Here is a 12,631-nt window from a genome sequence, read left to right on the forward strand (position 1 = left end):
GCACCACGGTTCGAATCCGGCCTCCAATCCCCTGACCGAAAGCCGCGATGATCGCTCCAACCAGGGTGAGGGATGCGCTACCGGCAATCCATAAGATGGCAAAAGGCCCGGTCGTTCCGATCCCCAGCAGGAGCATCAGCAGGCCAAGGAGCAGGAGGGCCAGAGCGTAGCCCGGCAAGACCAACAGGAGCTTTCGAGGCCACGGCGCGGGCTGGAGAGCCATCCGCCCGGCGAGAAGCCCCACTGCGCCCATCCAGGCCAGGGCCCCGACGCCCGTCGCTGCCCACGAGAGGCTTCGAAGTATGCCGAAGCCGCCCACATTCCGATAGAGGAAATCGAAGCGGACGCTCAGTATGTTCAGGGCTGCCGCGATCAGCAGCCCGATCCCGATCGGCAGGATCGTCAAGGTGATTGCCCATCGCCTTCTTTGCACGGAAGTTCCCTCCTGGATTCAGATGAACCGAGAGAACGCTATGGGCTACTTCAGGCGACGAGTCCGACCTGGGGGCCTTCGGGAAGGGACAGGCTAGGCCCCTTTCCCCTCCTCTATGGCATTTTCAAGGCTGGGGTGCCGCCTTCGGCGGCGTCCCAGCCTTGAACCCATGGGAGAGATCAGAAGCTGCCCATGGCATAGCGAGATTCTGGAGGGCCAGGGGAGGCAGCCTTTAACGGCCTCCACCAGCCTTCTCTATGTGGAGACGGCTTCCGCGCGAAGCGGAAGCGTCAGCTCAAACCGGCTTCCCTGGCCGGGCCGGCTATGAACCTCGACCCGGCCACCATGGATCTCCACGATCCAGCGCACGATCGCCAGGCCCAGCCCGCTCCCCTCCGCCGTCGCGTTCCGGCCGCGATAGAACCGCTCAAAGACATGGGGAAGATCCTCCGGGTCAATCCCGGGCCCGGTGTCCTCTACCCACACCCGGATCTTCTCGCCCTCCCGACGGCTGCCCACGATGATCCGCCCGCCGGACGGCGTGAACTTCACCGCGTTGTCCAGGAGGTTCGACAACGCCATCTCCACCCGCCATCGATCCCATACCACCTCCACGGGCTCTTCTGGAAGTTCCAGTTCCAGCGTCAGGCCCCTCCGAGCCGCTGCCTCCTTAAACAAAGCGGCGGCAGCGCGGATCACATCGGCCAGGGGATGCGGTGCGAGGTCCAGTTGGATCAACCCGCCCTCCAGGCGGGAGAGATCCAGCAGGTTCTGGGTGATCCATGCCATTCGATCCACCTGGGCCTGACTTTCCGTCAGGAAGGCCGTCCGCGCCTCCGGATCCTCGGCCGCCGGCCCCTGCAGGAGCTCCAGGAACGTGCGCAGGGCGGTCAGCGGCGTGCGCAGCTGATGGGAGGCGTCGGCGATGAAGTGCCGCAGGGCGTCCCGCTCCCGCGCCAGGGCGTTGAACGTCGCCTGCAGACGTTCCGCCATCCGGTTGAGCTCCCCGGCCAGGTGCCGCAACTCCAGGGGCCCGGATTCGGGGGCCCGGACACCGAGATCCCCCTCCCCCATCCGAATCGCTGCCCGCGCCAGCCGGCGGATGGGACGGCTTAGGGCCTCGCTGACCATCAACCCCAGCAACCCTGCCAGCAGGGCCGCCCCCAAACCAGCGATGGTGAAGGCCCGAGTGGCTGCGGCGATCACCTCAACGCTGGGCTCAACCCCCGTCTGGAGCTCCACATAGCCCAGCGGATCCTGGGGTTCCCCAATCGGAGCCCGCACGATCAGGGACTGGGCAGAATCCTCTGCCTCTGGGGGAATCCCGCCGGCTTCTCCCCCCGCGGGGAATGTTTCAAAATGGAAGCGGCTTCCCCATGGGCTTCGGAACTGACGGATCCGCATCCACCGCATTCCGGGCGGTCCGTGCGGGCGTTCGAGACGCTCCGTAGCGCCCGGCAAATAGAGCGAGGCCCCCGGCATTGACTCCCCGGCGCCCGGGGTCATGGAGGGAGAAGGAGCCGCCCAGAACGCTGCGCCCGCCCGCGCCGGCGGACCGGAATCCACCAGCACCTGGCCCTCCGCGTCCAGGATGCGAACCCGGGCGTTCCCCAGAAAGGCGGTCGCGTAGGCCAGCCGGGCCAGACCCTCCCTCCAGGGGACAGGCTCCATCCACATGCGAGCCTGCCGGGCGACCGCCTCCGCATTCGCCTCCAGCACCGCCCGCTCCTGGTGGAGGCTATAGGCCCGAAGCAGGCCCAGGGTGAGCAGCCCGCTGATCCCCACCGCCACCAGACTCAGAACCAGATAGCTTCCGATCAACCATCCACGGATCGTTCGAAAGGGCCAGAGCCCTCGCATGGTTCCTCCACATCGATAAAGCCGGGGATCTGGGAATGGGCGGAGCGGCCTCGGATGGCCCCGCTCATCCTAAAAGATCAGGCCCTTCACCTTCGAAATCCTGGATCCTCCCTCCCCCCAGCCTAAGGGGTGGAGAGAGAAGGGATAGAAGCCAGGCATCGGATCACGTCCCACCCCCTGAAGGGGTAGGGGTAGGCGAGATACGAGGCGCAAGACGAAACCGGAACGACGAGTAGCGAACGCCCAGATAAGCCTGGCCCGGCTTCTGAGGATGCTCTCCCAGGGTGACCGTCACGATCTGCTCCCCCTCCGCGGGGCGCCAGATCGTCAGGCGGACGGAATCCCCTGGACGGCGCGCCGCGATCCGACTTCCTAAATCCTCGTCGGAGCTCAGCGCTTGTCCATCAACGGCCGTGATCCAATCTCCCGGCCGCAGCCCGGCTCGTTCCGCCGGGCTCCCCCGTTCCACCGAGAGGATCAAGACCCCACCGGCCGGTGGGCGTATGCGCCCCCATGGGAGGCCCCATCCGCGGAAAGGGGGCCTGCCCCGAAACATCGGAGACCCCGGCTCTGGAGCCACCATGACGCCCAGGTAGGCCTGCCCGTTCCGATCCCCCAAGGTGACCGTCCGGGTGCGCCGCTCATCCCCGTGTTGGACCACCACCGTCACCGTGTCGCCCGGCCGATATCGGCTCAGGATCGACCGGAGATCCGATAGGGATCCGACGGGCTGGCCGCTGATCTCCAGCAGAATGTCCCCACGCGTCAGGCCGGCCCGATCTGCCGGCCCGCCAGGTTCCACATCAATGATCACTACCCCTGGTTTCGCGCCGGGCGTCGGCGTAGCGCCCACCGGCGTCGTGCTCACCCCTAACCCACGGGCCAGGGCGATCCCCCGGGAGAGCAGAAGCCCGATCCCCAGGGCCCCTCCGATCAGAACGATGATCCCTAACCCTCCGAGCCCGATCCATACCCAGCGACGCATAGCGACCTCCTCCGCATCCCATCCTCTGGACTTTGGCCCTATCTTCCGGCTTCGGCTGTCGTCCCTTCCGAGGGCGCTCTCCCCTTTCATTCAACATCCTGAACAAGATCCCCGCAGGCATGGAGCAACCCGAATTTAAGTTCGTCAAGTTATGCTCCGGTTGCCCCTTTATTAAGGTTTCTTAACACCAATGAGATTGGGATTTCTCGCATTCAGGTAAAGCTTAAGGGTGTTCCTTATCGCTCTCTGAGGAAGGACGCGGTGAGGAGTAGTGGATCATTTAGAAGCGACGATCGATCATCGATCGACGAAGGGACAAAAGCGGTGATAGTGGGCGGCCCGGTGCTGGCGCACCGGACCGGAGGGTGGGCTTCGTCATTGGCGATTGGGAGGACCGAGGGGCCGCCGTCTCCGGGAGGCGATTCCAGCGGAATACTGCCCTTGTCGAAGGGTGAGCAATTCCTTTCAGCCGAAGCGGGCGGAGTATGTTTAGAAGACGTGATCGTTTTCTAAATAAGGCCCGCACCTGGGCGGCCCAAAACAAACGGCCCCGGCGGAACGTCCTCCACCGGGGCCGTCTTTCTCATTTTAGGGATCTGGTGAGGGCGAAGGAGGGAGTGGGATCTCCTCGGGGCGGAACGTCTTTTCTTCTCCCACCCACCATACGCCCATCCGGCGGGCCATGATTCGGGCGGGACCGGTGAGATCTTCCGCCGCCACCACCGGCCACACCTCCGCCTCCAGGGCCCGGGCGAAGAGGGCCGCCCGCCGGACGACCCGCTCGATGTCCTCGGTGTCGCCCAGCCAGGAGATCTCCACCGCCAAGTAGACCTTGCGATCCTCCCGGCGGTGAAATCCTTCTACCAGCAGATCCAGCCGGGCGGCGTCCTCCGCCTCCTCCTCCCGCAGGCGGCCCGCGGCGACAGCATCGTCCAGGATCGGGGTCATGGAGATGACCGCCGCCCGCCGGATCAGCGGTCGGAAGAAATCAGCGGGCCGCTGCTGGAGGCGAAACTCCAGGTGGAGCGGCTTGAGCCGGCTCAGGTCGCGGGCGTGGTCCTCCGCCCGTCGATCCAGGCGATCCACCCGTCCCATCAGCTGATCCACCCGTTCCGTTAGCTGGCGGAGGGCCTCGGCCAGCTCGGCGAAGCGACGGTCGGTCTCCGCCCGATAGGCGGCGAACTCCTCGTAGTGGCGCCGCTGGGCCTCGGCCAGCGCGGCCACGGCCTCTTCCAGGCGTCCCACCCGCTCCTCGGTGCGGCGCTGGGCCTCGGCCAGCTCGGCGAAGCGGCGGTCGGTCTCCGCCCGCAGCTCCGCGAAGCGGCGCTCGGTCTCCGCCCGATAGGCGGCGAACTCCTCATAGTGGCGCCGCTGGGCCTCGGCCAGCGCGGCGATCTGCTCCTCCACCCGCTGGAACCGCCGCTCGGTCTCCGCGCGCAGCGCCTGGATCTGGACCGGCAGCTCCAGCAGCTCCCGCGTCAGGATCCGCTGCCGCAGCGCCTCCCGCCACTCCGGGCGCCGGTCTAGCAGACGAATCAGGCTCTCAAAATCGCGCACTGTGAAGGCCATGCAAACCTCCCCGAAGGATTTTATCATAAAGAGCGAACGCCTCCGAACCGGCGCTGGGGCGGCCCCAGGATCCTTCACAACGCACAACGGGCGCAGTGGGCCGTTTGATGTCAGCAAACCCCACGGAGGGTGATTCCATATCGTTCGGCCGGAAAGGAGGTGGCCTTCCATAAGACAGCGAATCCGATAGCGACGCCCGGCTTAAGCGGTCAGGCAAGATCTTTCCCATCGAATCGCTCTGGGGGCCATGAGCCGCTCAGAGAGGAAGTATCCCTCAGGGCTGAAACTTATACCCTACGCCCCGCACGGTGAGGATCCAGCGAGGATTGGAGGGGTCCTCCTCCAGCTTCTCCCGCAGATGCCGGATGTGCACGTCCACCGTCCGATCATCCAGGACGTCGCGGGTGTAGCCCCACACTGCCTCGATCAGCTCCTCCCGGGAGAACGGACGATGGGGATGGGTGATCAGGAAGCGGAGCAACCGGAACTCCGTTGGGGTGAGGGGCACCGGCCGTCCCCCTCGGGTGACCTGGAGTCGTTCCAAATCCACTTCGATGTCGCCGAAGCGGATGCGTTCGCCCGGGGCCGCCATGGACAGCTCGCCGTATGCCCGGCGCAACAGCGCCCGCACCCGGGCGATCAGCTCCCGCAGCCGGTAAGGCTTCACCACATAATCGTCGGCCCCCACCTCCAGGCCCACCACCCGGTCGACTTCCTCGTCGAGGGCTGTGAGCATTAGAATAGGTTGCCGCAGCCCCTCACTGCGCATGCGACGGCACACCTCGAAGCCGTTGAGGTCGGGCAGTCGGATGTCGAGGATGATCAGATGGGGATCCCGCTGGAGGGCCATCTCCAGGGCCTTCTGCCCGGTATCCGCCCAGAGGACTTCATAGCCCTCTTTCTTCAGGGCGTATTCCAGCCCTCGGGCCACCGCGGCCTCATCTTCCACAATCAGGATCCGTTCTCCGGCCATACCGCTTCGTCCACAAATGAATCGGAAGCTGAGCGGCTCCGATTCGCTGAGGGGGGATGGCCTCCCTCCTCCCCGCGGCCCAACGGGGCACGGGAAAGGAAAAAGGTTATGAACGGATCTCCACGATCCCCCGGATGATCAAGAACAGCACGGTCGCGGTGAGCACGATGGCCGCGCCGGAGGCGATGCCCACGTAATAGGAGGCGTAAAGGCCAACCACCGCCGAGAATCCCGCCAGGAGAACCGACAGGACCATCATCGCCGGCATGCGATGGGTGAGCAAGTAGGCGGTCGCTGCAGGTGTCACCAGCATCGCCACCATCAGGGCCACCCCCACCGTCTGAAGGGCCACCACCACCGTGACCGCGATCAGGATCAGCAGGAGGTTCTCAAACAGACGGGTAGGAAGCCGGAGGGTGACGGCCAGGACCGGATCGAAGGAAATCACCAGGAATTCCTTGTAGAAGAGCACGATGGCAGCTGCCACGATCCCAGCGAAGATCCCCAGGCGGATAAGATCCCTTTCTCCTACTCCCAACACGTTTCCGAAAAGCAGATCGGTCAGATCCACCGCGTAACTTCGGGTGGTGGAGATCAGGACCACCCCCAGCGCCATGGCCCCGGCGAACAGCACCCCGATGGCGGTGTCTTCCTTTAATCGCTGTCCCCGGCTGAGGGCTCCGATGCCCAGGGCCGCCAGGATGGCCGCGCCCAGCCCCCACCAGAACAACGCCTCCCGAGAGCCGCCCCCGAGCAGATACCCCAGGGCCAGCCCGGGCAGGATCGAGTGGGCTAGGGCATCGCCGAAGAAGGCCATCCCGCGCAACACCACGTAAGTTCCCACCAGCGCACAAAGCCCTCCGGCCACCACAGCGGCGATCAGGCCTCGAACCATAAACGCGTGCTGCAGTGGATCCATCAGGAGACGCATGATCTCCCCCACCGCTTACCCTCCCTCACAGCAGGTATCCCCGACCACGATCAGCTCGTCCCCGATCTGAACCAGCCGCAGATGACCGCCATAAGCGGTCCGCAATGCCTCCGGGGTGAACACCTGCTCCGGGATCCCGAAGGCAACGAGGCGACGGTTCAGAAGCAGCACGCGATCAAAGTAAGCGGCCGCCTGCTCCAGATCGTGGGTGGCCACCAGGACGGTCACCCCTTGCCGACGCAAACCCTCCAGGAGCTCGAGGATGCCTTCCTGAGCAGGCAGGTCCAGGCCGGTGAAGGGCTCATCCATCAGCAACAGCTCTGCCTCCTGAGCCAGCGCCCGGGCGATAAACATGCGCTGCTGCTGCCCTCCAGAAAGGGCGCGGATCGGCCGATCGGCCAGATCCAGCATGTCCACCCGTTCCAGCGCCTGGCGAACCGCCTCCCAATCCCGGGCGCTGGGGTGGCGCAACAGCCCCATCATCCCCACCCCCCCCATCAACACCACATACGCGACCGTCAGGGGAAAATTCCAGTCCACCTGGTTTCGCTGGGGGATGTAAGCAATGCAGAGATGGCCCTGAGGGCCATGGCCGTAGATCCGGACGGAGCCCGCTGTGGGGGTCAACACACCCGCGATGATCTTCAACAGGGTGCTCTTGCCCGCCCCATTCGGTCCCACAACGGCAATCCGCTCGCCGGGCTCCACCGTGAAGGAGATCTCCTCCAGGGCGACCACGCCGTTGTAATGCATCGAGACCCGCAAGACCTCCAGCAACGGCTCGCCCGGGGCATGCCCGGCCTCTCGCTCCCGCAAGGTCACCTTCCGCCACCACTTCGTCAGGGCCATCCCAACCTCCTTCCGAACCCCGAACGCCTCCGCCAGGGGATACCTCCCGCAGACCCAGTGCGCAGATCATTTCAGTCGGGGCAGGCGTGGGGGGCCCGCCCCTACAGGGCGCCTATAATCGGAGAATGCTTCCTGGTGACTGCTCGTGGCTTCGATCTCGGCAGGGATTTTGGGGAGCAGACGAGGCCGCCTTCAATGGCCTCACCTGCCCCAACAATCCCTGGATCCCAGGCCGCGTTATCGCAACGCCTCCACGATCGCCTGCACATTGTAGCGCATCATTTTCAGATACGAATCCGCCTCCCCTCCAGGCTCGCTCAGAGAATCCACATACAGCCGCACCAGGCGTGCCCCGGTATCCTCTGCGATCCGTCGGGCCAGCACCGGGTCCACCGTGCTGCTGACGAAGATCGCGCGGATACCTTTCGTGCGGATGGTTTCCTCCAGCCGGGCGATCTCCTGAGCGGAGGGCTGGGCGGCGGTGGTCACCCCGGGCAGGATAACACCGGCCTGGGTGAACCCATAGCGATGGGCAAAATAACCGAAGACCTGATGCTCCGTCACCAGCAGACGGCGCTCCGGCGGGATCGAGGCCACCTGGGCCTGGATCCATTCGTCCAGCGCCTTCAGTTCGGCCCGATACGCTTCCGCGTTCCTCCGGAACCGATCCGCATGGCCAGGATCCAGCTCGCCCAGGGTCCTTTCGATAGTGAACGTCCACGTGATTACATTCTGCGGGTCCAGCCACACGTGAGGATCCATGGGACCGTGGGCTTCGTGACCTTCCTCTTCCTCTTCCTCCACTTCCTCCACTCCGGCCTCGAACGGACGGAGGGGGATCCCTTCCGTCAGATCGACCTTGCGGGCGTGCCCGCCGGCCTGGCGCAACAGAGGATCCAGGAACGCCTCCAGGCCTGCGCCCACCGCAAAGATGACCGCGGCCCTGGCCACCCGGGCCGCATCCTGAGGGCTGGGTTCGAACGTGTGAGGATCCATCCCTGGCTGAAGCAGGACCACAAGGTCGATCGCCTCGCCGCCGATCTCCCGCACCACATCGCCGACAATGGGGGTCGTGGCGACCACCTGCAACCGCCGACCTTCCTCGACGCCCCCCGAAGGGGCTGGCTGGCAAGCGACGAGCAGAGAGAAAGCGACTATGATCCTCCATGCTTTATGACCCATCTCCTCCCTCCAGCTCGAGGATGAAAGGATAGGAGCCACACCGTTGGGAACCGATCGGACGAGGGGGAACGGCTCCCCCCCATTGTCCTCTCTCCCCATGACCCTCCGGGCTGCGAGAAGAGAGGAGAGAAGATTTCCCGAGGAGCCGACAGCGTAGCGCCGGAAGTGAAGTATGGAATAGGATCAAGCCACCTTTATTTCTCCTGCCCTGTCGTCTCCCAGCCGGACGGCCGCGATCGGAGCCGGGAGCCTCGGCACGGCGGACAGAGGCCGACCAGCTGGAGCAGGTGGTCCTCCACCCGGAACCCGGTCCGCCGTTCTACATGGGCGATGAGGCCGCTCAGATCTTCAGCCCCCGGGAATTCCACAGTCCGCCCACAGCCCCGACAAAGCAAGATGTGATGATGCCCCGGCGAGGCCAGGATGTAGCCATCGCAACGATCCTCCCGATGAACCCGGCGCACCAGACCGACCTGCTCCAGCACGGCCAGCGCCCGATAGACGCTGACCAGCCCCAGAGAACGATGAAACCGTCGCCCCCGGGCGTGGATCTCCTGAGGGGAAAGCGGGTGCCCCGCCTGTTGCAGAACCCACATCACCACCCGGCGGGGCATGGTGATTCGCCATCCGGCCCGGCTCAGGCGCTCCTCCCAGTTCACAGGCTCCTCTCTTAATGAAAAATTTTTTCAAAAAGAGTATACCCGTAAAACCCCACCGCTGTCAACATGGGCAATGGCCGTTCCATCGCAGGGATCCGTATCGTAAAGATGAAGAGGGGGGAATGCGCTGGCCCAGCACGAAAGGGGTATTGGGATCCGACGGCCAGACCTGGGGGGGAAGGGAGACGCACGCCTCCATTCAATTGATCGGATCTCGGTCAGGGATTCGGGACTTGCCCCCTCCCTCCACTCCCCTCCCCGCGCCTCCTCATGACGTGAGGAGGGGGATAAAGAAAGGCTGGGGTGACGGGCGGCTTCGCCTTCTGTTCCGTCACCCCAGCCTTTGGGTTTGCCACAGGGCACCCTCTCTACGTCGACCGACGCCGGGAAGGCGTGCGCGGGGTTTCCCCTGTCTTCACCCGCGCTACATAGTCCAGGATCTCCCGGGCGCTCTGCACCGCTGCCCGGCCCGTCCCACCCAACATCTGCGCCAGCTCCGCCACGCGCTCCTCGCCTTCCACCCGAACCACCCGGGCCACCGTCCGCTCCCCAATGACGCGCTTCTCCACCTTGAAGTGGATATCTCCGAAGCTGGCCAGCTGCGGCAGGTGGGTGACGCAGAGGACCTGATGGTGGCGGGCGAGGCGCCAGAGCTTCTCCCCCACCACCGCCCCCACGCGGCCGCCGATCCCCTGATCGATCTCATCGAAGATCAACGTGGGCACCGGATCCGCCTGGGCCAGGGCGACCTTCAGGGCGAGCATCAGGCGGGAGGTCTCGCCGCCGGAGGCGATGCGGGCCAGCGGGCGCAATCCCTCCCCGATATTCGGCGCGATCAGGAAGGTCGCCCGATCCAGCCCGGTGGCGTCGAAGGCCCAGCGGGCGCCGTCCGCATAGGCCCCCTCCTCATCCGGGGTCCGCTCCAGGGCCACTTCGAACCGCGCCCCCGCCATCCGGAGATCCGTTAGCTGGGCTTCCACCTCCCGGGCCAGGCGTTCAGCCGCCTCCCGCCGCTGCCGGGAGAGCCGCATCCCGATCTCCCCGATCTCCCGCAGCAGCTGCTCCGCCGTCGCCTCCAGCTCCTCCAGGCGTTCCTCGGCGCGGAGCAGGGTTTCGAGCTCCCGCTTCGCCTGTTCCGCATAGGCCAGGATCTCCGGGATCGTGTCCCCATACTTGCGCTGGAGGCGTCGGATGAGATCCAGGCGCTCCTCCACCTGGGCCAGCCGTCGTGGGTTGAACTCGATCCCCTCCCGGTAAGCACGAACCATGCGGGCCAAGTCCTCCACCTGGGCGATGAGACCCTCCATCGTTTCCAGATAGGACTGGAAGACCGGATCGATGCGGGCCAGCGCCTGCATGGCCCGCACGCCCTCGCTCAGGCGATCCAGCGCGGAGGGCGCCTCGTCCTCCCCTTCATAAAGCGCCCGATAGAGCGCGTCCGCCAGATGCGCCAGCTGTTCCGCGTTCGCCAGACGGTTGCGCTCCTGCAGCAGCGCCTCCTCCTCCCCCTCCCGGAGCCGGGCCGCCTCGATCTCCTCGATCTGGAACCGAAGGAGGTCCACCCGACGCGCCTTCTCCCGCTCATCCTGTCGAAGCCGTTCGATCTCCCGGCGCACCGCCCGCCAGCGGGCGACCCGTTCCGCCAGCGCCGCCCGCAGCTCCCCGACCCCCGCATAGCGATCCAGCAGCTCCAGCTGCTCCCGGGCGCGCAGCAGCGAGAGATGCTCGGTCTGCCCGTGGATATCCACAAGGATCTGCCCGATCTCCTTCAAAACGTGAAGGGGAACCAGCCGGCCGTTCACCCGGGCGATGTGTCGGCCCCCCTGGCGGATCTCCCGGCTCAGCACCAGCTCCCCCAAGGGGCCTTCGTCCAGCAGGCCGTGCGATTCCAGAATCGGGGAAAGCCAGACGAGGAGGGGCTCATCCACGTGGAAGAGGCCCTCGATCAGAGCCCGCTCCGCGCCGGCCCGGATCATCTCCACATCGGCCCGGCCACCCACCAGCACGGCCACCGCATCCACCAGGATCGACTTCCCCGCCCCCGTCTCCCCGGTCAGCACGTTCAACCCGGGCTCCAACCGGAGCGTGACCTCATCGATAATCGCGAAATCCCGAATATGCAGCTCCACCAGCATGGGTCCCTCTTCAGAAGAGAGCGTCTCCTGACCCCAACGAACGGATTCCCCTCCTCGCCAACTGCAGAACGGTGGGAGGCGCTTTCACCGCCAGAATCGAAGATAGCCGATGACTGTGCTGATCGCCAGCGCCAGGTAAATTCCATCCCATAGGAGGCGCGTGAGCGCGAACGGGGAGGCCAGCAGGAGCGGGAGGCGCAGCATGACCAGCCCCGCGGCCAGCCCTCCACTGACCACCAGCCAGATCCATTGCCCCCGGCGCCGTCCCGTCAATCGATGCACCACCCCGGCCGTGAGGCTTCCCACCAGCGGGCCCGCGAAGATCGCCCAGAACCCCAGGGCGGCAACGATGGGAGCCGTCAGCAGGCCGATGACCACGGCCACGAGAGCGGCGATCCCGTAGTCGAGAGGGCGGGCATTGAAGAAGAGGGCCTGCTGGCCGGCCACGCATTCCCGACAGCGATAGCCCACTGGCGTCGAGATCGCGCACCGGGGGCAGATCGGGCGACCACACCGGTTGCAACGCAGGGTGGTCGGGATATCGGGATGAAAGGCGCAGAACAACGTTTCCTCCCCGACCATGGACAGCCTCCATTAAATATGATAAAGCGCAACCCGCGCCGAAGGGCCTGGCTGGTCCTGCCGTGTCCCATCCTCGCCGGACAGCCCTTCCGGGCCAAGGTCTTTTCGTGGCTGGCCATCCGGCCCATCGGCGCCTGCTCGTTTGGGGGAAGGACCAGGATGGACACTCCTGTGCTCTACTCGACGGGCACTAACGTGCCCTACTACCAACAGGCGTTTTCGTTCGCAGCAGGACACGCCAGTGCCCGTGCTCTTTTCGAGAACACCTCGGACGGGCACTAACGTGCCCAACTACGAATATTGGAGATCAAATCGTTAACCCCTGGCCTTCCGGTTATCCCATGACCCAGCTCCAGGCCAGCATCCCGAGGGCGCCCAGGAGAGCCGCCAGGGCGTTGACGACATCATTGTTGAGCCACCTCCACCCCCGCAGGGGCTGGGTCGTCTGACCGCAGCGATGGATCGGGCGCTCC

Annotated in this window: 10 protein-coding genes and 1 pseudogene; all 11 read right to left on the bottom strand. The window is 65.5% G+C overall.

What is annotated here, in order from left to right:
- Positions 1-433: pseudogene (locus NZM16_RS06100) on the bottom strand (hypothetical protein); the annotation flags it as partial.
- Between the two features lie 255 nt (positions 434-688).
- Entirely contained in the window at positions 689-2,293 is a 1,605-nt protein-coding gene (locus tag NZM16_RS06105; RefSeq protein ID WP_295479331.1) for a cell wall metabolism sensor histidine kinase WalK, read from the bottom strand.
- Positions 2,294-2,456: 163 nt separating this feature from the next.
- Positions 2,457-3,278, bottom strand: a complete 822-nt coding sequence (locus NZM16_RS06110; protein WP_295479334.1) for a PDZ domain-containing protein — start codon at positions 3,276-3,278, stop codon at positions 2,457-2,459.
- Between the two features lie 588 nt (positions 3,279-3,866).
- Entirely contained in the window at positions 3,867-4,847 is a 981-nt protein-coding gene (locus NZM16_RS06115; protein WP_295479337.1) for a hypothetical protein, read from the bottom strand.
- A gap of 274 nt (positions 4,848-5,121) precedes the next feature.
- Positions 5,122-5,820 (bottom strand): response regulator transcription factor, encoded by a 699-nt coding sequence (locus NZM16_RS06120; RefSeq protein ID WP_295452715.1) that lies wholly within the window; start codon positions 5,818-5,820, stop codon positions 5,122-5,124.
- 106 nt (positions 5,821-5,926) lie between these two features.
- Complete coding sequence (locus NZM16_RS06125; protein ID WP_295452716.1) at positions 5,927-6,763, bottom strand: metal ABC transporter permease; 837 nt, start codon at positions 6,761-6,763, stop codon at positions 5,927-5,929.
- Between the two features lie 3 nt (positions 6,764-6,766).
- A complete protein-coding gene (locus tag NZM16_RS06130) occupies positions 6,767-7,600 on the bottom strand; it encodes a metal ABC transporter ATP-binding protein (protein WP_295479340.1) in 834 nt (277 codons plus the stop codon).
- Between the two features lie 237 nt (positions 7,601-7,837).
- Positions 7,838-8,782, bottom strand: a complete 945-nt coding sequence (locus NZM16_RS06135) for a metal ABC transporter substrate-binding protein (RefSeq protein WP_295479342.1) — start codon at positions 8,780-8,782, stop codon at positions 7,838-7,840.
- Between the two features lie 194 nt (positions 8,783-8,976).
- Positions 8,977-9,441, bottom strand: coding sequence for a Fur family transcriptional regulator (locus NZM16_RS06140; RefSeq protein WP_295452721.1), 465 nt, complete (start codon positions 9,439-9,441; stop codon positions 8,977-8,979).
- A gap of 368 nt (positions 9,442-9,809) precedes the next feature.
- Positions 9,810-11,576: a DNA repair protein RecN gene (gene recN / locus NZM16_RS06145; RefSeq protein WP_295452723.1), complete on the bottom strand. Its 1,767-nt coding sequence runs from the start codon at positions 11,574-11,576 to the stop codon at positions 9,810-9,812.
- Positions 11,577-11,660: 84 nt separating this feature from the next.
- Positions 11,661-12,158 (bottom strand): B-box zinc finger protein, encoded by a 498-nt coding sequence (locus tag NZM16_RS06150; RefSeq protein ID WP_295452725.1) that lies wholly within the window; start codon positions 12,156-12,158, stop codon positions 11,661-11,663.
- Between the last annotated feature and the right edge of the window lie 473 nt (positions 12,159-12,631).

This window comes from Thermoflexus sp., from assembly GCF_025055495.1.
Lineage (GTDB): Bacteria > Chloroflexota > Anaerolineae > Thermoflexales > Thermoflexaceae > Thermoflexus.